The organism is Candidatus Acidianus copahuensis, from assembly GCF_000632495.1.
In the GTDB taxonomy this organism is placed as follows: domain Archaea; phylum Thermoproteota; class Thermoprotei_A; order Sulfolobales; family Sulfolobaceae; genus Acidianus; species Acidianus copahuensis.
Genome location: NZ_JFZT01000044.1, coordinates 141,386 through 162,435, shown reverse-complemented (window position 1 = coordinate 162,435; position 21,050 = coordinate 141,386). Strand labels below are relative to the sequence as shown.

General features: G+C 37.0%; 24 protein-coding genes. 7 read left to right on the top strand and 17 right to left on the bottom strand.

Features of this window, described 5'->3' with window-relative positions; translation table 11 throughout:
• Positions 1-13: 13 nt before the first annotated feature.
• The 11 genes from CM19_RS07630 to CM19_RS07585 all read right to left on the bottom strand — a co-directional run bounded on the left by CM19_RS07630 (position 14) and on the right by CM19_RS07585 (position 11,860).
• The gene (locus tag CM19_RS07630) at positions 14-1,447 is read right to left on the bottom strand and encodes an MFS transporter (RefSeq protein ID WP_048099852.1); all 1,434 of its coding nucleotides are present in this window, start codon (positions 1,445-1,447) and stop codon (positions 14-16) included.
• Positions 1,448-1,527: 80 nt separating this feature from the next.
• Positions 1,528-1,815, bottom strand: coding sequence for a ferredoxin family protein (locus tag CM19_RS07625; protein WP_048099851.1), 288 nt, complete (start codon positions 1,813-1,815; stop codon positions 1,528-1,530).
• Positions 1,812-2,999, bottom strand: a complete 1,188-nt coding sequence (locus CM19_RS07620; protein ID WP_048099884.1) for an NAD(P)/FAD-dependent oxidoreductase — start codon at positions 2,997-2,999, stop codon at positions 1,812-1,814. Before CM19_RS07620 ends, CM19_RS07625 begins: the two co-directional genes overlap by 4 nt.
• 1 nt (position 3,000) lies before the next feature.
• Complete coding sequence (locus CM19_RS07615; protein ID WP_048099850.1) at positions 3,001-4,803, bottom strand: FAD-binding protein; 1,803 nt, start codon at positions 4,801-4,803, stop codon at positions 3,001-3,003.
• Positions 4,804-4,944: 141 nt separating this feature from the next.
• On the bottom strand, positions 4,945-5,913 hold the full coding sequence (locus tag CM19_RS07610; protein ID WP_048099849.1) for an ABC transporter ATP-binding protein: 969 nt from the start codon (positions 5,911-5,913) through the stop codon (positions 4,945-4,947).
• Complete coding sequence (locus CM19_RS07605) at positions 5,910-6,713, bottom strand: carbohydrate ABC transporter permease (protein WP_048099848.1); 804 nt, start codon at positions 6,711-6,713, stop codon at positions 5,910-5,912. The genes CM19_RS07610 and CM19_RS07605 overlap by 4 nt, the downstream gene beginning before the upstream one ends.
• The gene (locus tag CM19_RS07600) at positions 6,710-7,531 is read right to left on the bottom strand and encodes a carbohydrate ABC transporter permease (RefSeq protein WP_235185650.1); all 822 of its coding nucleotides are present in this window, start codon (positions 7,529-7,531) and stop codon (positions 6,710-6,712) included. Before CM19_RS07600 ends, CM19_RS07605 begins: the two co-directional genes overlap by 4 nt.
• Before the next feature lie 7 nt (positions 7,532-7,538).
• A complete protein-coding gene (locus CM19_RS13320; RefSeq protein ID WP_052349491.1) occupies positions 7,539-8,138 on the bottom strand; it encodes a type 2 periplasmic-binding domain-containing protein in 600 nt (199 codons plus the stop codon).
• Complete coding sequence (locus CM19_RS13315) at positions 8,135-8,875, bottom strand: ABC transporter substrate-binding protein (protein ID WP_052349490.1); 741 nt, start codon at positions 8,873-8,875, stop codon at positions 8,135-8,137. The genes CM19_RS13320 and CM19_RS13315 overlap by 4 nt, the downstream gene beginning before the upstream one ends.
• Before the next feature lie 560 nt (positions 8,876-9,435).
• A complete protein-coding gene (locus CM19_RS07590; protein WP_048099846.1) occupies positions 9,436-11,031 on the bottom strand; it encodes a hypothetical protein in 1,596 nt (531 codons plus the stop codon).
• Positions 11,018-11,860: an ATP-binding cassette domain-containing protein gene (locus CM19_RS07585; RefSeq protein WP_160164876.1), complete on the bottom strand. Its 843-nt coding sequence runs from the start codon at positions 11,858-11,860 to the stop codon at positions 11,018-11,020. Before CM19_RS07585 ends, CM19_RS07590 begins: the two co-directional genes overlap by 14 nt.
• Before the next feature lie 71 nt (positions 11,861-11,931).
• On the opposite strand from CM19_RS07585, the gene CM19_RS07580 reads away from it, so the two are divergent.
• From CM19_RS07580 to CM19_RS07555, 6 genes are all read left to right on the top strand, one after another.
• Entirely contained in the window at positions 11,932-12,807 is an 876-nt protein-coding gene (locus CM19_RS07580) for an ABC transporter ATP-binding protein (RefSeq protein WP_048099844.1), read from the top strand.
• Positions 12,794-13,435 carry a hypothetical protein gene (locus tag CM19_RS07575; RefSeq protein WP_048099843.1) on the top strand — a complete coding sequence of 214 codons (642 nt, stop codon included), beginning with the start codon at positions 12,794-12,796 and terminating at the stop codon, positions 13,433-13,435. The genes CM19_RS07580 and CM19_RS07575 overlap by 14 nt, the downstream gene beginning before the upstream one ends.
• A complete protein-coding gene (locus CM19_RS07570) occupies positions 13,432-13,812 on the top strand; it encodes a hypothetical protein (protein WP_048099842.1) in 381 nt (126 codons plus the stop codon). The genes CM19_RS07575 and CM19_RS07570 overlap by 4 nt, the downstream gene beginning before the upstream one ends.
• A 62-nt stretch (positions 13,813-13,874) precedes the next feature.
• The gene (locus CM19_RS07565; protein ID WP_048099841.1) at positions 13,875-14,264 is read left to right on the top strand and encodes a CBS domain-containing protein; all 390 of its coding nucleotides are present in this window, start codon (positions 13,875-13,877) and stop codon (positions 14,262-14,264) included.
• Between the two features lie 116 nt (positions 14,265-14,380).
• Entirely contained in the window at positions 14,381-15,487 is a 1,107-nt protein-coding gene (locus CM19_RS07560; protein WP_048099840.1) for an MFS transporter, read from the top strand.
• A 349-nt stretch (positions 15,488-15,836) separates the two neighbouring features.
• Positions 15,837-16,241: a hypothetical protein gene (locus CM19_RS07555; RefSeq protein ID WP_048099839.1), complete on the top strand. Its 405-nt coding sequence runs from the start codon at positions 15,837-15,839 to the stop codon at positions 16,239-16,241.
• A 356-nt stretch (positions 16,242-16,597) separates the two neighbouring features.
• Here the strand turns inward: CM19_RS07555 and CM19_RS07550 are convergent, their stop codons facing one another.
• From CM19_RS07550 to CM19_RS07535, 4 genes are all read right to left on the bottom strand, one after another.
• Complete coding sequence (locus CM19_RS07550; protein ID WP_081801241.1) at positions 16,598-17,023, bottom strand: type II toxin-antitoxin system VapC family toxin; 426 nt, start codon at positions 17,021-17,023, stop codon at positions 16,598-16,600.
• Complete coding sequence (locus CM19_RS07545) at positions 17,020-17,250, bottom strand: ribbon-helix-helix domain-containing protein (protein ID WP_048099838.1); 231 nt, start codon at positions 17,248-17,250, stop codon at positions 17,020-17,022. The genes CM19_RS07550 and CM19_RS07545 overlap by 4 nt, the downstream gene beginning before the upstream one ends.
• Before the next feature lie 119 nt (positions 17,251-17,369).
• Positions 17,370-17,924: a class I SAM-dependent methyltransferase gene (locus tag CM19_RS07540; RefSeq protein ID WP_048099837.1), complete on the bottom strand. Its 555-nt coding sequence runs from the start codon at positions 17,922-17,924 to the stop codon at positions 17,370-17,372.
• A gap of 96 nt (positions 17,925-18,020) precedes the next feature.
• Entirely contained in the window at positions 18,021-18,542 is a 522-nt protein-coding gene (locus tag CM19_RS07535) for a nicotinamide-nucleotide adenylyltransferase (protein WP_048099836.1), read from the bottom strand.
• A 161-nt stretch (positions 18,543-18,703) separates the two neighbouring features.
• On the opposite strand from CM19_RS07535, the gene CM19_RS07530 reads away from it, so the two are divergent.
• Positions 18,704-19,750: an encapsulin gene (locus CM19_RS07530; protein WP_048099835.1), complete on the top strand. Its 1,047-nt coding sequence runs from the start codon at positions 18,704-18,706 to the stop codon at positions 19,748-19,750.
• Between the two features lie 266 nt (positions 19,751-20,016).
• Here CM19_RS07530 and CM19_RS12780 read toward each other — a convergent pair whose 3' ends face one another.
• Together CM19_RS12780 and CM19_RS07525 are read right to left on the bottom strand one after the other, a co-directional pair.
• Positions 20,017-20,256, bottom strand: coding sequence for a zinc ribbon domain-containing protein (locus CM19_RS12780; RefSeq protein ID WP_150111406.1), 240 nt, complete (start codon positions 20,254-20,256; stop codon positions 20,017-20,019).
• 188 nt (positions 20,257-20,444) lie between these two features.
• Positions 20,445-20,753 (bottom strand): hypothetical protein, encoded by a 309-nt coding sequence (locus CM19_RS07525; RefSeq protein ID WP_052349488.1) that lies wholly within the window; start codon positions 20,751-20,753, stop codon positions 20,445-20,447.
• Positions 20,754-21,050 lie beyond the last annotated feature (297 nt).

Sequence of the window (21,050 nt, the reverse complement as noted above, 5' to 3'; positions counted from 1 at the left end):
ATAATTATATATTTTATGGAGAAATCTCGTCTAACCTTTTATTTAGAGTGTAATGACCTAATACCAGAGCTATGATTGCAGCTATTACCATAAAAGTAACTATAACTCCAAAGAGTTGAATAGCTGGAAGTACGACTGCCAGAGCTGTGACAGCAACCACTCCTATTCCACCTCCTAAGTGACCAATACCATCGTTAAGGGCAAACCCACTTGTTCTAGCCCTAGTTGGAAAGCTTTCGGCTGTCCAAGTATATGCTATAGGAACCCAGATGTTAAAACCAAAGAATAATATTATTGAACCTAAGAGGTCTATAAGTATATTCGACGTTATTCCTACAATAAGTCCACCAACAACTGTAAGGGCAGCCCCGATCCCAAGCCAGAACTTTCTCTCTATTTTATCACCGTAAAGGAACGCTATGGGTCCGACTAGAACAAATCCAAAAACGCCTATAGCTGAGATTATTCCTGCCTCTGGCGTACTATATCCAACAGCTGTAAGAAGCGATGTAAGACCAGAGGCTATACTATAGACTGTTGTGTAAGCCAAAAACCACATAGGTAAAAGGAAAGCTAACCTCTTTAAGTAAAGCTTATTCCTAAGGACTTCAGTATAGGGCATATTACTCGCTTTCATAACTGGCCTAACAATGGAAGGTATTGGAGGTAGCTGTAAACCTTTTTTGGAGACCTTCCTCTCCATTGCTGAAACTATGTTTTCTGCCTCTATCATTCTACCTTTAGAAATTAGCCATCTTGGAGATTCAGGTAATCTAACCCTAAGAAGTATCCCAATAATTGCTAACAGCGCACCTATGGCGTACATTATTCTCCATCCGTCAGTTGCAAAAATTCCTAATCCACCTAGAGCAAAGGGGAGGCCGTTAGGAAAAGGTGCTGGTGGAGTTGTTAACAGTAAACCAATCCATATTCCTAAGAATGCACCTAACGTGGAGAAAGTAAAAACCAACGAAACATATCTAGCCCTATACTTAGTGGGAGCTACCTCTCCTATGTATGTATTTACCACTGCAAGATCTGCTCCTATACCTATACCTGTTATGAACCTGGCCAAAAAGAAGGTAGCATAGTTGAAAGATACAGCATTAAACGCGGAACCTAGAGCTGTAATGATCATTGTGATCATTAGCATATTTCTTCTACCTATCCTGTCAGACAATGGGGATAAAGCTAGAGATCCAACAACGTATCCAATCAAGTTCCCTAGAACCACTGGCCCAAGCAGTGGAGCTGCTTTAGATGGTGGGACATGAAATAATGTAACAGCTGTCTGAATAAAACTAACATTTATGTTAAAAATATCGAAGAATGTGAAGAGCTCTCCAATTCCAACAATCCATAAAAAAATATAATCAAACGCCCAAGTGGGCAGTCTATCCATTCTTGCTACAATTTCACCTGCCTTCTCTTCTTGACTTGCTCCCATACAGAAGTTGATAATTATGGACATTTATCTAATTCATTAAACTAGTTTAATAACTTACGTTTTATTTGAAGGAAAAAAATTTATCCATACCTTAACGCTATGCCTAGACCATACCTTGGAAAATTCCACAAAATATTTTCGTAAGGACATGCGATCTTACACGCACCGCATTCGACGCAGTTCTCATAGGAAATAACTATCCTCTTATCTATCCAGGAATATACGTTAGCAGGACAAACCAAAATACACGGCTGAGGTTCTCCGTTCTTAATAGTACAGTCTAGACACTTTTCCCTATCCTTTATCTGAAGGTGAGGGTTTTCATCCCTCTTATACCTTAAGGTATAGAGTTTCTCTTCAAGCTTCATCCAATCACCCCAAAACTCAATATAAGATCCTTAGCTATCTTAGGCAAAAACTGCCTTACGCCTGAGTCTGTAAGATTTCCAGAGATCCACGAATTCATGAGTCGAGGGAACAAGTTAATGTAGGTTGACATCTTTTCTGGCTTGAGTAGCTCCCTGACTAGGGGTCTAGCCCTAATAACTTCCGAAATTTCTTTATCCTGATAGAGGGATTTCTCGTACTCATAGCACGAAGAACTGTTAGCAACAGACTTTCCAGCTAAAAATCCTGAGGCTATTGCTGGTCCAATACCGTTAAACTCCAGAGGATTAATAAGCCCTATGGTGTCTCCTGTCAAGTAAATTCCTTCACTACACGCTTTCCATGAAGGGAATCCTTGTTCTGGTATTATTTTTGCGCTGTATTCCCTTAAAGACATGCCCTTAACAATTTCATTTAATCCTGTTCTATCCTTAAATATTTCCAGCAGATCGGAGGGTCTTACCTTCTTTTCTAGTAAGAAGTTAATAGGCGCACCTACACCAATAGAAATGGAATCCTTGTAAGTGTAGAGAAATCCTGCAGAAGGTAATGGATAGTCAATGAAGAATCTAAACGCTACACCTTCGTCTCCAGACAACCCAAACCTCCTGGTAATGTCGTCCTTGGTTGAACTATAGACCTCTTTTACAGCTTGTACTGCTTCCTTAGGAGAGAACTCTGGCCTTATTTTTAAAGCCATGGAGATTAGGGCATTTGCACCTTCCGAAAGAATTACTGACTTTGCTTCAACAATACCTCTATCTGTTAAGACTTTCTTTTTCCCGTCTGAAGGCTCAATACCAGTGACAGTTGTCTTAGTGATAAGCGTAGCCCCTGAGTTCTCAGCTTGTTGAGCCAGCCATTTGTCAAACTTAAGCCTGCTTAGCGTAACTAGCCTTGAACTTGGTCTAAAAGACACTTTCAAGTCTCCTTGAGAGGAAAAGAGGCCTATATCCACCCTTTTTACATCCCTGTCTACTGGAGCAGAGGATAAATCCACGTAGTTTTGGATCGAGGTGGGTCTTATCATAGCCCCTGAAACGTTCTTTGATCCAGGTTCTGGACCTCTCTCTAAAAGAAGGACTTTCAAACCAGCTTTAGATGCAGTCATAGCTGCCACTGATCCAGAAGGGCCTGCACCAACAACAACAACATCAAACTCCAATTCATTCACCCCTCAAATACTTCAGAAGGGCTGGAACTACTTCAAATAAATCTCCTACTACACCATAGTCGCAATTGCTGAATATTGGGGCTTCAGGATCCAAGTTAATTGCTACGATCTTCCTTGATCCCGAAATTCCAACTAAATGTTGAACCGCGCCAGATATTCCTAGGGCTATGTACACCTTAGGCCTTATAGTGTTTCCAGTTTGCCCTACCTGCTTATCCTTAGGATACCAACCCATATCTGCTAGAGGCTTACTAACTCCAACTACGCCGTTCAGTTGAGAGGCTAACTCCTCAGCGAGCTTTATGTTTTCAGGACTTTTTATCCCTCTTCCAACTCCAACAACAACATCAGCCTCAGTTAATGCGTTTTTCGTTTCTATATACTTATAGTCTTTGACGCTAAGTCTAGTAAACAAGTCATCAATTTCCTCCATTTTTACCTCGCCTTTACTTTTCATGTTTACAGGAGAGAAAACTCCAGGTCTTACTGTAACCATTATTGGTCTATGTCTAGGAAAAACAATAGTAGACATTTCCTTACCTCCAAAGTCTGGCCTAATCGATAACAAGTTCCCCTTATCATCAACGTCAAACATTACGCAGTCAGCAGCTAAACCCGTATCAACTTCTATTGCAGTTGTAGATGCGAGTTCCCTGGAGTTCTTTGTTCCAGGGAAAAGGACAACTTCAGGCTTATTCTCCCTAATTAGCTTAGAGAGAGCCCTCGTATAGACCTCATTATCATAACGTTCGAATCCTTTTGTTCTAGCGTAATAAACCTTGTCTGCACCATAATTTGACGCCTCCTCAATAATGGAGTCAACCGAATCACCTACTATTACTGCTCCTAGATCAACTGACATTAAATCTGCAAGTCTGCGCCCTTCTGACATTATCTCCCAAGAAGATCTGTTCACTCTTTCGGAAAAGTGATCTACGTAAACCCAAACTTCTCCCTTAGCCTTTATTTTAGGTTCTGGTTTCACGTAGCTTTTGGATCCCTTAATCTCCTCCTTTAGGGAGGATCTAATCTTATCAGCTAACCATTTACCTGCTTTTTCGGAGTCTTTTTCTTGAAATATCTCTGGGTTCCTAGTCTTAGGTGGGGGAGATACTTTAATTATTTTAGTTGGAGAGCCTGCTAAACCTAATTTTTCAGGTTCTGCAGAAATGTCATCCTTTGTGAGCCTGGAAATTTTTGCCCTTTTAGCTAATATCAGGCTTTCTATTGACGGTTGTCTAGGCTTGTTTGCCGTCTCCATAACTGTAAGTACAACTGGCATTTTTGCCTCAATAACTTCCTCCTCATTTTCGGTCTTTCTAGTAGCTATTACCGTATCACCTTCTATCTCTACTTTTGTCACATAGCCTATGACTGGAATCCCTAGCCACTTTGCAGTTTGTGGTCCAACTTGTTCAGTTTCACCATCAACAGCCCTCCTACCGAATATGTAAATATCTGCACCTCCTATCTTCTTTATTGCCTTGAAAATAGCATAGGATGTTGCCCACGTATCTGCTCCAGCCATTGCCCTATCCGTTATAAGGTAAGCATTGTCAGCCCCCATGGCAATAGCCTCTCTCAGTGAGATTTCAGCTTGGCTCGGCCCCATGGTTATTACATCTACTTTACCTCCGTACCTTTCCTTAAGTTCTACTGCCTGCTCTATAGCGTGGAGATCGGGAGGATTAGTCACAGCTGGTACTCCTTCTCTCACCAAGTTATTTGTTACCGGGTCAATTCTCAGATCATCAGCATCGGGAACCTGCTTTATGGATACAATAATCCTTGGCATATTCCTCATTATAGATTATGTTTTCTTTGTATTTAAAGTTCGTTACTAATGATTTGATATTCTTACTCAATTTTAAACTTGAACTAGATAGCTTAGATAGAAAAGCGTAAAGAAAAAAAAAATTAGAGATATTTGCAGGATTTACTCCAATAGCTTACCGTCCCTAAATTTTCTGAACTTAGTAACCCCAAAAGTAATTTCGTCTCCAACATCAACGGTCTTCCTTACTAGGATTGTGATCCTGTAATCTTTAACGGTGCAAAAAGCGTATACATTTTCTCCTAATACTTCAACGGACTCAACAGTACCCTTAAGTTCTCCGCCTTCCTTTATCCATTCTGGTCTAAAGCCTATCTCTATGCCTTCCTCTAGACCTAATTCTTTACCTGGGAGAAAGTTCATTGGAAAATCACCTATGAACTCTCCAATCCACCTTGTTTTAGGGAACTCGTAAAGATCCATTGGCTTACCAACTTGTTCAAAGTTACCATTATGCAAAACTGCAACTCTATCAGCTAAACTCATCGCTTCCTTTTGATCGTGGGTGACGTATATGAAAGTTCCATTTAGTTCCTTTTGTATTCTCTTAAGCTCCCCCCTAGCTACGAACCTTACTCTTGCATCAAGATTTGATAGAGGCTCATCTAATAGGTAAAAGGAAGGTTCTCTAACAATGGCTCTAGCTATTGCAACCCTTTGCTGTTGACCACCACTTATTTTCGTTACATTCATGTTAAGTATATCCGATATGCCTAGAAGTTTTGCTACATTTCTTACTTTTTCATCTATTTTGTTTTTGCTTAAACGTCTTACCTTCAGCGGGAAAGCGATATTATCATAAACGGACATATTGGGGTATAGAGCGTAATTCTGAAACACCATTGCAACGTTTCTTTTCTCTGGAGGAAGGTTGGTTATATCTTTCCCATCAACAATGATTTTTCCCTTATCTAACTTTTCTATACCTGCAAATACCTTTAATAATGTACTCTTCCCGGCCCCACTAGGTCCTAAGATCACAAAGAACTCTCCAGTTTCTATTTTCTCTGTTACTCCGTTAAGTATCACCTTACTTCCATATCTTTTTGTGATATCATCAAGTTGAATCATGCCTTAACGCCTCCTGTTAAATATTCTCCTCTTAAATATTTTTGTAGAAATAAAGTTAAAACTATTACAGGCAAAGTGAACACCAGGGCAAAAGCAACAGCAGCTAATAAGTTTCCCCTAGTAATATTAACATAAATTTCTATAGGAAGGGTAGGATGTATTGGAGACAGTATAATGGCGTAGGTAAATTCGTCCCAAGAAAACATCCAAGATATTAGGAATGCTGCAGCAATTCCGGCCGACGCTACTGGAATTAAGATATCCATGAAGTATTTCAATGAGGATGCGCCATCAATTTTAGCTTGGTACTCTACCTCTCTAGGTACAGCTGAGAAGGTTCCCCTAAGTATAAACGTTGCTAAAGGTAATGTGATTAGCTCTTGAACAAAGGCAAGTCCGGGGATACTGTCAAAGAGACCTAATCTGATGAATTCAGCGCTTATAGGAATCGCAACAATTAAACCGGGGACCATATTTGTTATCAATAAGAGGACTAGGGCGGGATAAGCTACTCTATCTGGAAGCCTACTCAAACCATAACCGGCAGGTATACCTATTATTACAGCTAGAACTCCTACTAACGTGGCAACAGCTAGACTCTTAAAGAATGGACCTATAAAATCGTACTGGGTAAACGCAAATATCAGATTATTCAAAGTAAATCCCTTGAAAATTAAAGGCTGATATAAGGTTTCTATTGTGTACTTAGCTGGACTGAAGGCTATGAGTACTATGATGTATAGAGGGAAAACAAAATAGAGAGCTAAGATTATAGGTATAATGTACTTTATTTTATTCACTTATTACCACCTCCCAGTTTTATATTGATTGCTATAAATACTGAGATAAAAGCTAATAGAATGACAGCAGCCGCAGAGGATAGATAAATTGTTGAAGTCGAATATAGATCGTAAGCTAAAGTCGTTAGAATAGAAGGATGATAACCTATGAGTATAAGGGGTAGGGCAAATATGTTAAATTCGCTTACCCCCCTTATGATAAGGGCTATAGCTATGAACTTCTTGAGATTTGGTAACGTTATATAGAAAAATCTCCTAATCGGACCTGCTCCATCTAACGCGGCAGCGTTATATAAATCCCTTGGAATTGATAACATGCCTGAAAGAAGTATTAACGCTACTATTGGAGTATTTTTCCAGCTATCTGAAATTGCTACTGTTAGGAGAGAAATATATTTATTCGCGTACCAATTGAAGGTTGGAAGATCAATCAATTTAAGGAAACTATTAGCGTAACCGCCCGAAGTCTGAAATATAAAGGAGAAAGCGATCGCAGCAACTACTGTCGCTACACCCATAGGAACTATAACTAAAGTTGAGAAAGCCTTCTTCCCTCTAAACTCCCAGGTTAGCACAGCAGCTATTCCTAAGCCTAATAATAATTCCAAAAATAGGGCGAGGCTAACTACGATTATGGTGTTTATTATTGTCCCTCCAATATTGAAATAAAATAGTTCTTTATAATTTGATAGAGTAAACTGCCCTTGAGAGTTTAGGAAACTGTAATAAACTGCTTCTCCAGAGGGGAAAAAGGCAAAAACACCAATATAAGCGATAGCTGGAATTACAAAAAGAAAATATTTTAGATTTTGATTCAAAAATAGTTCACCCATATAGTGGCTTGAACATCCCTTGCTCATATTCATGAGCAACTGTAGCGTTGTAGTTTGTCGCTAAGTAATTATACATCTCTTGATTGGCACTACTCAATATGCTGGGTATTTCAGACATTGGTGCATGATCTTCGACGATCTGGACAAATACGTGGTCCGCTATAGTATTCCACTCGCTTATCCAAGGCACTGGTTCTCTAAAGAATGCTGAACTGAAAGCTTGTTCCTCTGCTTTAAACAGGGCTGAAATATTAGAAGGCAAGTTTTGATAAGCTTTGCTGTTAACTGCAGGTTCTCCTAAGATTGTTATTATATCCCTTTGTACTTGATAGGATAACAAATATCTTACGAATGTGAGTAAGGCGTGTATATGAGTAGCTCCTTTTGGTATAGCTAATACGTCTCCACCTACGAGATGATCGCTATTAACTGGACCAGCAGGTCCTGGATAGAAGCCAATATTAGTAACGTTCAATCCTTCACTCTTCATCGTAGAATAGATATAAGGCCATTGATAGTCTAGTATATAATATTCACCGCTAGCTAGTCCCTTATAGCTTCCCCAATATCCATGTACATAGTTAGGGTTCATATATGTTGATAAGTTATCCAAATATGCAAAGGCTTCGATATCTCCACTATCATTAAAAACAAAGGGATTTCCTCCAGCTTGACCATCCATTGATATAGCTCCGTAGAAGTACTCGCTCCTCCATGACCTTGGAACATTACTGGCTTAACTCCTGTCTTCTGATAAATTATCTTCGCATCTTGTAGTAGTTGCGACCAATTCTGAGGTGGAGTTATTCCTAATTGAGAGAAGGTTGTCTTATTGTACCAGACTAAGGGTATGTTACCTCTAAATGGTATGAAGTATATTCCGTGATACACACTTTCCTCATAATTCATTAAGTGAATCATGGAAGGAATCATACTTGACGGGGCAATAGAGGAATAATAGGAAGATAAATTCATCAGATCTCCTGCGTATAATAGTTCGCCTATAATCATGTTGTCCTCCGCTATTACCGTTGAACCTACATCATTTCCCTTTTCTAGGGATTCTATAGTTGAAACCATAGTTCCAGCTGACTCCACTGTTAAGTGAACGGAGATATTGGGATATTCCTTTTCAAATTGAGGTATTATTACGTCATCAAATGCTTTTGCCTCGCTTGGGGCCAGATCGTCATAATAATTTATGGTTATCTTCTTCGTAGGATGATATGTAACGAAATAGTATCCAAGACCTGCCACAATTGCAGCTATGACAATTATTGATACTATAGCTATTCCCTTGCCTATAGCTTTAGTATTCTTTTTACCCATTTTGAATACCCGTATTATCTTATACTTAAGCTATATAAAAAATTAATTTGGTGTAGTATAGTTTAGACGTGTTCATTCGAAATTAAATATTATGGAATAAAATATAATTATACATTAAAGCTCTAGATATATCATGATTATATTCTATACATCATACTGAAAAGTTCTTTTAATTATTATAGATGATATAGTATAAAAATCTGGAAAATTGAGAGCAGAGAACAGGACTGACCTCCTCCCCGCTCTAAAGAGCGAGGCTTTCAGTTGTAAATTTTTGTGATGAACTCCATACTGATGCCGTGCACTGCACAAAGGTATGGGGCGATGTCTAGAGGGATCCGTGCCGTTGAGTCCGATGCCTTGTGATCTCACACTGGAGGTAGCTGTGCTATTGATGAAGGTGTGGGTGAGGAGTAAGTCCATAGAGAATACCTTGAAATGCACTTAACAACCTAAAGGTATCCTCTAGGGACAAACAGTTATTACGTATCTTTCCTTATACAGTTAGTTGATTTAGACCAATTTATCTCTATAGGAGGAGAGATTCATAACCCGTCCTCCTAAAAAACCGATTTGTTTAATTCGTCCTTAACTATCTTTATGTATCCAGCTATAATTATAGCGCTTGAGATGATAAGTGCATACCAACCAACTAGATAATAGGAATTAGTGATAATCTGAAATATTATCTCACCATAAGTAGATATACTTAAGTATATAGATCCTTTCGTAGAGAAAAATGATGAATAACCTATAACTAAAGAAACAAAGACTAAGATTTCCTCCAGAAATGGTATAAAATTTGGAAAAATGCTGTAATTTAACTCATAAGTATCTAAAAGAAGTTGAAGTATAAATATTGGAATAACAGAAAGAGCAATAGCTATAAGGTAAAACAGAATAATTTTTTGAATGTAAAACTTCAAAAACGATTTCTTAATTATCTCTATTGTTCCCTTCTTTAGAGGAGAACTAAATCTTTCTATAACAATATAAATAAGAATTAGAGGAATAATTAGTAGAAGTAATAAGAAGGGAAAAATTTCATCGTGCTTAGTAATGAATTCCTCAGCAGGACTTTTATGTGGACTAAGATTTGATACTACTCTAGGATAGTTCGTGGAGCTACTCGGAGTAATATTTAAGTGTGTAATAAGTTGATAGCCGTATGGAAAGTAACTGATTGGCTCTGTAATTTCCGTTAGATTAAGTATTACGATTTGAGAACTTAATTTAATAAAATTTTTCCCATAAATAATTGGAGAAACTGGAAAGGAAATAGGGTTTGGAAGCACACCGAATTTAAATGGATAATAGTAGATCTTGATGTCTTTAGGAATAAAGTTTAGAACTGTCGATGTAATAAAGGATCTAGGTATTATGCTTTGATTTTTATTATTATTAATAAATACCACCTTTTCCAGAATAAAATATGGGGACGAAATCAACACTCTATGTCCTACAATAAGTAAAGAAATCTGAATTGTATCATAAGGCCAAAGAGTCTCGGTTAATGACGAGTTTTTTGATGTATATTCATGGAGTATAGGTATTAACGAACTATTAGCCTTTGTCTGTAAATAAGTAATAATATTGTAATTATAGCTAGAGATATAGGAATAGGAAAAGGGGACATAGTAAGATGTAGAAATATTAGAATCTCCTTCGAAGGTGGAATTAAAAGCAGATGAAAAAGAGTGACTGGAAATATTACTGATAACATTACAGCTTAGCGGAGGAGCTAGAAAGGAAAACTTTTCCCCTTTAGCGTTTATATGTAACTTGACTGCAACGGGATTATTTCGTATACTTGAGTTAAGATCAATAGATATATAAAAAGAACCGTTAGATCTGCTCATTGTTGACGTTATAATATTGCGGAAAAATACTCCGCCACTTTGACCAGTGATCATACTAAAAGGACGTTCAGGATATTGTACACTCACATTTATCTTAGCCCCTGCAAATCCTTCCCCGTTGGGTTCAAGAATTAAACCATAAATTTGTAACTTATGTCCAGAAACCTTAACTAATCCTATAACGCTCAATAAGGGACTGTATTGATGAGTGTAAAAATTTATTATTATAATAGATGAAATTATAACTAAAGACAAAATGAAAACAGTGGATATGGACTTTAAGTCAGTTCTCAACATTTAACCTCTTCACCTTGTCAAAGAATATCTCATCACTTAGTTTATTTATTCGCTTTATCTCTATTATTTTGTATTCACATCCTATAGCTTTCGAAATATCTAAAGGATCTCCAGGATAGGATAATTCTACAACGTTTCCGTCACGATAACGTACGCCGAATTGCTTAAGCCTCTCCATAAGTTTTTCATCTACTTTATCAAAGGCTAAGATGAGATAACTAATATTCTTAAATTCAGAAATTTTATACACTCCTTCAATTTTTCCTCTATGAATTATGGCTATCCTATCTACAATATCATCTATCTCTGAAATGTTGTGGAAAGTTACGATAACCCCTTTTCCCTTGTTTCTAAGCTTTAGTATAAACTCCTTAAAGAAAGATAAACCGGACTCTCCTACACCACTTATATCGTCAAAGACTACATATGAAGGATCTTTTGCTAAGGCAATGGCTAAGGATAGTCTTTTCCTCTCAAAAAAGGAAAGAGAATCCGCTCTTCTTTTGGCTTCTAAGTTAACATCAGAGAGCAATTCCTTTGCCTCACTACCTTTAATCCCAAAAAATTCTACGTAATCTATAACTTTGTACTTATCAAAGATTGGAGTTTGCCAGACCAGTCCAACGGCAAACTTATCCTCTTTTCCATCAGCTAAAACTTTCCCTGAAGAGGGCTTCCATACATAGGACAATACCTTAGAAAAGACAGTTTTACCGCTACCTGAAAGACCTACTAAGCCTAATACTTCTCCTCTACCTACATTTAATGATATACCCTTTATAACTGTAACGTTGTTAATTATCTTCGTAACTTCAAGAGCCTCTAACACGTTAGCCATTTCGATTAGAAAAATAAAAACTCTTGCATAACTTAATTACTTTGAGGACAAAGTGAAGTACAATGATTACCGCTACTAACCTCACAAAGAAATATAACGACTTTGAGGTTCTCCACTCAATTAGTTTCGAAATAACGAAAGGTACAATTACCGCCTTAATAGGACCTAATGGCGCAGGTAAAAGTACATTAATAAAGATTATGGCAGGGATAACCAAAAGAAGCTCAGGGAAAATTTTCGTTCTAGGAGAAGATCCGTGGAATAACGCAAGGCTAAGTAAAAAAGTCTCGCTAATTTTAGAGAAACCATTTATCCCTAGCTCAGTACCCGTATCTGAACTCTTGGAAAGCGCCATAAGCGTTTTTAAGACAGATAAGAGAGAAATAATGTATTGGTTAGAAGATTTTAATCTCCTTAATTTTAAGGATAGGAAGGTCGGGGAACTCTCCGCTGGGACTAGACAAAAGGTACAACTTGTCTTTGCTTTATCTAAGAATCCAGAGATCATACTAGCAGATGAGCCTACTGCAAACCTAGATCCTCCCTCTAGATTTTCATTTTATGAAATGATATCTAAGATAAATAGGAAGTTAGGTACAACAGTCGTTATCTCTTCTCACTCCACTTCTGAACTCACTCTCATTGCCACTCATGTTCTTGTCCTATACAATGGGATCTTGAGATTCAGCGGTATGGTTAACGACTTTATTAGGATAGGATTCTCTGAAAACTTCTACATAATGGTTAAGGATATAGAAAAATCTGTAAAGCTACTCTCAGAATTTTCTCCTGAAGTAGTGGGAAATCAAATTAAGGTTAAAGGAGATCTCAGAGAGATTATAAGAATTCTTATGAATAATGATGTTAAGGTGTATTTCATCAGAAGCAGTATCCTGGATAAAAGCCTACAGGATGTGCTAGGATATGAGCTTGATTAACTTCATTGCAAAAAATAGGTACGGAAAATGGGGGATTATAACTTATGCTGAGGTAATATTTGATATCGCTGTATCTGTACCAATAGCTCTGTCACTGTTCAATCCAGTAACTCGAAATCCTTCAAACTATTCTACAATTTTTGACATAGTAATATTTACAGATGTTCTTATAGTTTTAATCCTTACTCTAAGAAACAGTATCTTTGGTCTTGGCCAAGACATAGCTGATCTAACAATTATCTCTCTATTTCAAATGGGATCTAGGAGAAGAGTGTTCTTTGAAGAGTTCTTAGTTGACATATTGTTTCCTGCAGTGCTTTTCTTAGCATCTCTATACTTCGTACTGTACTTATCAGGATTTTCACTCTCCTTTCAGATAGCACCTTACATAGGTCTTTATTTGTTTCTTTCAACAGCGTCATTTTTCTTTACTATTACGCTAAAAAAACCCCTGAGATCTCTCGGGGTTTTCCTTCTTTTTGCGTTCTCATTTTTCGTTCTACTCAATCACTTTAACGCTCTATTTGTTGAAATTAGTTTTTTACAAATAAGTGAAATTTTACTTTTTTCATCTCTATTCCTTTTATTCATTTCATATCTAGTTTTTACAAGGGTGTTATCCCTATGAGGGAAGGTTACATTTTTCTAAGCATAGGCCTTACTCTACTTGCATTAACCATTATTGTGTTTCCAGTGAGCTATACATTACCAAACCAGATTGGCAATGGGGGAAGAACGTTCTTTTATTTTAAGCCTTGGTATTCAAAAGTAGAATTAACATCACAAGGCCAGATCCTCGCAACTAGTAAAAATGTAGTAATAATAGGCAATAATATCACTTTAACTAAACCTGGGAAATATTACATTATATTTGTAAATAATGGGGGTAACATAGTTATAAAGGGATTTAGGTTATTCTACGGAGTAAAACCAATCATATTGGGTTTTCTATTTATAGTCTTAGGTATAATATTAACACTAAGGAAATCTAAAAATCGAATCTGACAGCATAGAATCTAGTGCAATTATCAAAAGTTAATATATAGAGTAAACAAACATATACTTATATGTCATTAAAACAATTCATCTCAAAAACTCCTATTACTTGTGAACCAAGTAATTCCATAAAAGAAGCAGCATCTATTATGAGGAAAAATAATGTGAGTTCGCTTGTCTTATTTAATGGCAAATATCCTGTTGGTATAGTTACCGAGAGAGATATAACACGTGCAGTTGCTGACGGAATCGACTTGAACAAACCAGTAGAGAGTATAGCTTCCAAAAATGTAATTTCTATTGATTCCTCAAAAAACGTATTAGACGCTGCGGTTCTAATGAAAACGCATGGAATTAGGCATCTTCTTGTTTTGGATGGAGAAAAACTAATAGGAGTCTTATCGCAAAGGGATATATCCGACGCGTTATCCGTAATGATGATGGAGGAACTTACTTATTAAGATCCTTAAAAATAAGATATAATTTTTACCTGATTTTTTATGTGGACTGCATGTCTTTGGTAGTTAGTTCCCTTGCAAAACATAAATAATTAAATTATATGCATATATCTTTACGTGTGGAAAGATCCTTCGTTATTGGTTGGATAGGGACTCTACTTCAACTGTCTTTGAGGTTAAGCTGGGGAATCATCTCCGTACCGATTTCAGGTTTATTTCATCTTGACGCAATCCAAATAGGATTAGTTGCCACGTTTTTCTATCTAGGTTACACAACATCTTCTATACCTTGGGGTTTTGTTATAGATAGAGAAGGTCCAAGTAGAAGTTTAACAATATCTTCTCTTGTATTAATTCCTCTTATGGCGCTAGCATATTTTGTAAACAATTTCATTACCCTTTTATTGATCTACTTATTTGCTGGCCTTATAGCATCGGGTATATTTCCCTCTGCAATGAAAATAGTTGCAATTAAGAACCAAGAGAATACATTAACTGCTAGGGTTGCCTTACTTGAATCTGCGGCCCCAATAACTCTTATACTTCTTAGTGTAACTGCATCCCTATTGGTTTCAGAATGGAGATATTTTTTTGTTTTACTTGCTATATCCTTTTCTATAATTTCACTAGTTTCTTCAAGAACGAGAATTCAAGTCATGCATTCTAACGTAAAAAAATCCCTAAGAGTGCTATTGGATAAGAAAATATTTACCGCAACACTCGTAAGGATGGGTGAGCTCTGGGCTACATGGGGAGCTGTAACATGGATTTTCCCTCTTCTAATATTGTATAGGCATCTTGGCGTAGAGTTCTCAGCCTTATTTCTCTTACTGCTTTCAATAGGACAACTAGTAGGTACATTACTTGCAACAACGTCTAGAATTATAGGAGAGAAGAGGTTTATAGCATTGGATCTCTTAGGATTTATTATAATAGCTATTTCAACCGTGTTTTCTCAAGGTTTTATCCTTCCAGTGGAGGCTTTTACTCTAGGAATATTCTCTTTCGCTTATAGGCCTCCTACTGACTCAATGATAATGAAAATGGCTGGTAGTTTAAGTGCAGGAACTTCAATTGGCTACGCAAATTCAATTTCTCAGATTGGAACAATGATAGCACCAACCTTAGTAGGTTTTCTGTTATATGAATCTCATAGCTTCCTTATAGGTATAGTCGGTATATGCTTAGGTTGTGTGATCTCTTTAATTTGCTTAAACTTCGTCTGAATACCGTTTTTCCCTAGAGGGTTAGGTCGTTTAGTGTATTTTACTCCTCTAAGGACTTTCTCCTCACCCGCACCTTTCTTGATAGCACATCTAACTCCAATGTAAGATCAAGGAATCGGGAAAAACTGCACGGATCCCTCTAGGTATCACACCCTTGTGCAGTACACATCATCGATGTGAGATTTATCGTAAAAATTTCCTAAAACACATCTAAAAACCTCTTGTTACCTTAGAATTAAAAACAGTTTCACGACCACTTACTCCAAAACGGGTAAAGATAAGGAAAAGGCGTAATGTACTAGAAGGACAAAAACTTACAAACTTTTAGTTTTTCTAAACTAACACATTTATGGCTGAAGGAAAAATCCAGATCGAGGCTCAGGTTAAATTGGATGGTAAACTTTTAGAGGGAGCTCGTGTCTATGTTCACATAAAGGGCTATAGTAGGGCTAGAGTTACTCACGTAGACTTAGAACATGATGAACTTAAGAAAGTTTTAAGACCTAGGCATAGCGATTACCCTTACGTAAACTGGGAAGGAAATAACGTTAAGATTGAGGTTAAAGGTCATACAATTGAAGTCATTAGTCAAACTCTAGGTTCACTAATACATATGAAGGGTAATCTTTACGTTGGGGGAAAAGGAAAAGGCTTATTCCTAGGTTTTCATAAGGAGGAAATCAAAGCGTTAGAAGACTTTGGCGTTAAAAACGGATTTCCTCCCGTCTCTAAGAGAACAAAATATGATAAGTGAAATACCCTAACCTTTCGGTTGATCTTGCCTCCTTGTTAACCTTTGCTTTAGACAAGGCGGAAGATCCTTTACAGGATCGAAGGGTTGGTTCAAACTAAAACGAGACAAAATATTGAGAGATCCATAGAGTCACGGTAAGCTTTATAAGCACAATGCGGATAAACGAAGGTGCTTTCTGAAATGGATATCTCTTTCATATATCAGTAACGTGGGCAAGACCTTGAGGTGTAGGATTAACTAATTTGAACTCTTACACTACTTTTTAATTTCCTCAGCGGATTTTTCTCGTAGTAATTATAATAAGACAACACTAATACACACAACTTTTTAAACAGAAAATAATCAATGCAGCAATCCTAGATAATTACTTTTAGCGTAACTCCCTTCCTTGAAAGGAAATCTGACGCTTTTTCAAACTCTCTATCTGCAGTAACTAGTTCGTCTACCTGAAAAAGTATTACATAGGAGATATGAAGTAAATCTAAAGTTTTAAGCCTTACATCTTTAGCAACGCGGAGCGCTACGTATACCACATTGCTAAGCTCACCGATGAAACTCTGTCTTGTGTCTTTAATTGTCTTAACATTAATGTTATAGTCCTTTAATAGTCTCATAGCATAAGGTATAATGTCATTATTTAAGTTCCTCGAAAGGTAGCTTACGAGTTCAATTAAACCTAGTTCAGAGGTTATCCCACCACTTTCTAACTCTTCTATCGCTTTCTTTCTTCTATGATCGTTTAATAGGGGGAGTATGAGCACGCTGGTATCAAAGTATTTCAAAACCTTTCCCTTTCTCCCAAGAAGTCTTCAAGGGTCTTATCTATTTTTGGTATTGACACTTTCTTAGCCTTTTCAAGCTCTTCTTTGAGGTAGTCTACTTCCTTTAGTCCCTGCGAGATCAAGAAGTTCAAAGCCTCATTCCTTGAACTAAAGAGCCCTAGTTTCACTAAATCGTCTACTTCCTTTACTATATCCCTCTTTAACCTTACTGATACTACTTCGCTCATATGTATACTATATCTCGTATACTATTATTAAGCTTTCCCTTAAAACCCTTTGATATTCCAGTTGCTAATATATCTTCTTGTTGAAAGGAGAGAATGTTGACATGTTTTCCTAGATAGACTCAATATTTTTCTCCTTTTTGTAAAAGGGAAAAGAAAACCCCCTGAGCAACGTGATAATCTTTCTCGATTAAACCCACTTTCTGGAAGGAATTTCTCATATTTCTTACTATTTCTAAATCTATAAGAATTAAGTATCCGCCAGGCTTTATCACCCTAACTACTTCTGAAGCTGCCTCATCTCTTCTGCTTCTAGGTAAGTTATAAAAGTAAAGAGGAGCATAAACTACGTCAAAGTACGAATCGCGAGTAGGCAATGGAAAAAGATTTTGAACCATGTTGGAGTCGACCTCACTTAAGTATCCCTTTACTTCCGGTATCCTCATTTCGTCATTCCATAGATCTAAAGATAAAAGATCTAATTTAGGGAACGTTTTTTTAAGAGTAAGACTAAATATTCCGTTTCCGCACCCTATTTCAAGGATTTTAGAAGGACTTAATGATTCAACGTACTTAGATAACATCTTTGCGTAAAAGATCTCCTCATCAATTGTAACTCCCATTCTTCTATATGGCTTAAAGTTCCATGAATGAATACTGTCAAAAATAGACGACATATTTAATCCTTGAATAAGGCAGTAATAAACGTATACCCTTATTTTCAGTGTGTTACGTGTTGTTCATCCTAACAACTTCCTCAAACCTTTCCTAGTTCATTGCTTATCAGATTTAGCAATTTCCCTTATCCTTGAAACTAGATCTCTCTCTATAATGAATTTTCGAACAGAGTCAGGTAAGAGCTCTTCCCATGTTTTATCATCAGAAAGCATACTCTTTCTAATTTTGGTAGAGCTAAACTTTTCTCTGTTAAAAGAGGGTGGAACAATAACCTTAATTCCACATTCCTTGAATGCCGTAATTACCAAGGGATTTCTTGTAAATACAACGTCAAATTTAGGCGCTAAAGACATCACTTGTCTAGCCCACATAGAACTTATAAGAATCTCTGATACTGGAATTATAAATATTTTTCTTAGATCTATTTCATTTTCTACCAACGAATTCCTTATCATTTCAATTCTTTCTCCAGCAGTAAATGGATTGAGAAGAGTATGGCTATCATTAACACTGCCTATAAGAATCACTAATTCGTCTACCCTTTCCAGAGCCCATTTTACAACTGAAAGATGGCCAAAATGAAATGGCTGAAATCTTCCTGGGAAAAGACCTCTCAAACCAGCACCTTAGTGTAAAAAGGGATTTAAAAATATATCAACATTTCTCAACGAGCGCAAAACAGCGGAACTATTTCTTGAAAATAAACATATAAACCTTGTTTAAAACGATATTTGTTTCTCTGCCAAAAACATTTTATTCTTCCTTTACTATATAATTTATGTTCTCAAATGATCCGTCTACGTTAAATAGAAAAGAGAAATTCAATAAAGAAGAAATGCAAAGGGCTATTAGAGGTTCATTAGCTGCTGAAATTGACGCAATAAATTACTATTTTCAACAAGGCAATTTAATCGCAGATCCTAGGCTAAAGGCTGCTCATGAAGATATAGCCTCGGAAGAGATGACGCACTTTGGTGAGTTTTTGAGAATGCTTTATGAGGTTTCTCCTGATGAGTTTAATTATATTAAGAAAGGATGGGAAGAGGCTTCAAAAATAATAGGAAAGCAAGAGACTTTTCCCATCCAAGGAAATAAGGAAGAAAAAATAGTACCAAATAGAGAAAATGAATTAGAGTCATGGATAAAGGATGCTGTAAAGGATTCATCCATAGTATCTAACTTTAGTAAAGTCAAATTTGACTCAAATATAATCACGTTAAGCGAAAGCAAATATTCAGATGGTTCAGTAATTCAAGAAAGCGCAAAGAGAATATCAGAGATACCTTACTTATCTCTAGAAGTTAAGATACTACTAGCAAATGCTAATCCCGATCAAGCTAAACCAGTAGCTATATCTTCGGCGTATAAATTCGTTAAGATGGAAAGTGAAACCATTCTTAAGTATCATCCATTATCGCCGTCAAATTATGGAATTAAGATTGATGGAAATGATTGGGATCAACCTGGAAATGTAGCTAATGATATACTTAAAGCTTATAGCCTTATGACAAGAGAGGGATTCGGAAAAGACGTTACTGTTTTCTTATCTCCAACCATTTACTCTAAGCTCTTTAGAATATTAGACAAAACTGGAACATATGAATTGGATTTAGTTAAGCAAGTAGGAAATCCAGTTATTACTAATGCATTAGAGGATAGTGAAATTATACTTATAAGTAGGCGAGGATTTCAGTTAGCGTTTACTAAGGATTTCTCAGTAGAATACTTAGCTAAGGAAAAGGATTATGATGTATACCTTTTGTCAGAACAAATATCCCCATATCCCCTATCGAGCTATAGCTCTAGCTTCATAAGGAGAAAATGATCTATCCGATCTCTTTATCTTCTTGATTCATCATCTGATTGGTCTATCACGATACTGCTTTATGCTATAGTTCTTAAAATCCAATGTGTAAGTTATTGAATAGTCCATAAACTTAAGTTCCTCCATTCACGGGTACAATACTACTTCACTAAGCCTACTACGATAGATCTTTCAGCGGTGATCTATAACTGAAGTGCAAAGGTTCCTGCTTCATCGTTAACTCTTTCCTTAGCTTTAAGAAGGTAGAGGGGTCAACTCCACAGGATCTAAGATGACTCCGAGCCTGCACGAGACAAAACGTTAAGGTAACCGACTAAATCGCGGTCTGCGATGTATCCACAACTTTCATAGAAGAAAGTCCTCTGTGTGAAAGGGCATTTCTTCTTGACGTAAATGCAACGAGGACAAGTCCTTGAGGTGTAGGCTGGGTTGACTAGTTTGAACTCCTTTGATATTTCTCCATCTGTCACTTTTTGTCTCATTTCGTAGAAACCTACGTCATGCAAATGAAGGTAGGGAGACGAGAAGATTTTGATATAACACGGTTATCCATCCTTACCTTATGTTGGATCTTTCTAACCCTTATCCTAGGAAAGATAATCTCATACAAGATACAAAGATTAATCGTCACAAGGAGTTAGACTTTTACAGCCGAAAGCCTCACCTTTGAGGAGAGGAGGTCAGATATAAGAAATTATTTAGGTTCTACTTCATCCTGTCTCTGAGTACTAAACATCTCGCCGGCTGAAAAGTACTTTTCAATAGAGTCTCCTAGAAATATTGCGCTATTTAATACGTCCTCAAAATACTTAATGCCCCGCTGTTTCATATTAAGTCTAGATTCCATTACAGCTAATGCCGAAATTATTGCCTCGTCTCCTAACTGTCTAAGATCCTCTCTCAGCAAAGTAAGCGAAGATAGAAGGTAACTAACTAACTCCTTCTCTCCACTTAAATAAAGTTCCTTAGCAACTTGATCTAGGGGTTTGGGTTTTACGGACATTTATTGTCATGTCCATGAAACCCTTGGGCTTCACCACGTTATGAGCCGAAGCTCATCATCACGCTCCGCCCCATTAGCGGGCTAACCCCACCCACACCACCGAAGACCGGGGTGTGGGGAAACCCGCACATCCTTAGTTCCTCCTTCACTCTTTTTTTGTCCCTTCTTCGGGTCTACACACCCACATTTGGGACGATATAATATTGATTTTAGAATATATATATATATTAAGTATTTTGGTTTGAAGTGAAAATCATGAAATGTATATAAATGTCACGATCTAAGCTAAACTGCTGA

Coding starts and splice junctions, on each gene's coding strand:
- CM19_RS07615 (WP_048099850.1), bottom strand. CDS start 4,803: ATGCCAAGGATTATTGTATCCATAAAGCAGGTTCCCGATGCTGATGAT.
- CM19_RS07540 (WP_048099837.1), bottom strand. CDS start 17,924: ATGTCGTCTATTTTTGACAGTATTCATTCATGGAACTTTAAGCCATAT.
- CM19_RS07630 (WP_048099852.1), bottom strand. CDS start 1,447: ATGGGAGCAAGTCAAGAAGAGAAGGCAGGTGAAATTGTAGCAAGAATG.
- CM19_RS07575 (WP_048099843.1), top strand. CDS start 12,794: ATGAGCTTGATTAACTTCATTGCAAAAAATAGGTACGGAAAATGGGGG.
- CM19_RS07565 (WP_048099841.1), top strand. CDS start 13,875: ATGTCATTAAAACAATTCATCTCAAAAACTCCTATTACTTGTGAACCA.
- CM19_RS07580 (WP_048099844.1), top strand. CDS start 11,932: ATGATTACCGCTACTAACCTCACAAAGAAATATAACGACTTTGAGGTT.
- CM19_RS07545 (WP_048099838.1), bottom strand. CDS start 17,250: ATGAGCGAAGTAGTATCAGTAAGGTTAAAGAGGGATATAGTAAAGGAA.
- CM19_RS07530 (WP_048099835.1), top strand. CDS start 18,704: ATGTTCTCAAATGATCCGTCTACGTTAAATAGAAAAGAGAAATTCAAT.
- CM19_RS07555 (WP_048099839.1), top strand. CDS start 15,837: ATGGCTGAAGGAAAAATCCAGATCGAGGCTCAGGTTAAATTGGATGGT.
- CM19_RS07610 (WP_048099849.1), bottom strand. CDS start 5,913: ATGATTCAACTTGATGATATCACAAAAAGATATGGAAGTAAGGTGATA.
- CM19_RS07570 (WP_048099842.1), top strand. CDS start 13,432: ATGAGGGAAGGTTACATTTTTCTAAGCATAGGCCTTACTCTACTTGCA.
- CM19_RS07625 (WP_048099851.1), bottom strand. CDS start 1,815: ATGAAGCTTGAAGAGAAACTCTATACCTTAAGGTATAAGAGGGATGAA.
- CM19_RS13320 (WP_052349491.1), bottom strand. CDS start 8,138: ATGAACCCTAACTATGTACATGGATATTGGGGAAGCTATAAGGGACTA.
- CM19_RS07590 (WP_048099846.1), bottom strand. CDS start 11,031: ATGTTGAGAACTGACTTAAAGTCCATATCCACTGTTTTCATTTTGTCT.
- CM19_RS07525 (WP_052349488.1), bottom strand. CDS start 20,753: ATGTCCGTAAAACCCAAACCCCTAGATCAAGTTGCTAAGGAACTTTAT.
- CM19_RS13315 (WP_052349490.1), bottom strand. CDS start 8,875: ATGGGTAAAAAGAATACTAAAGCTATAGGCAAGGGAATAGCTATAGTA.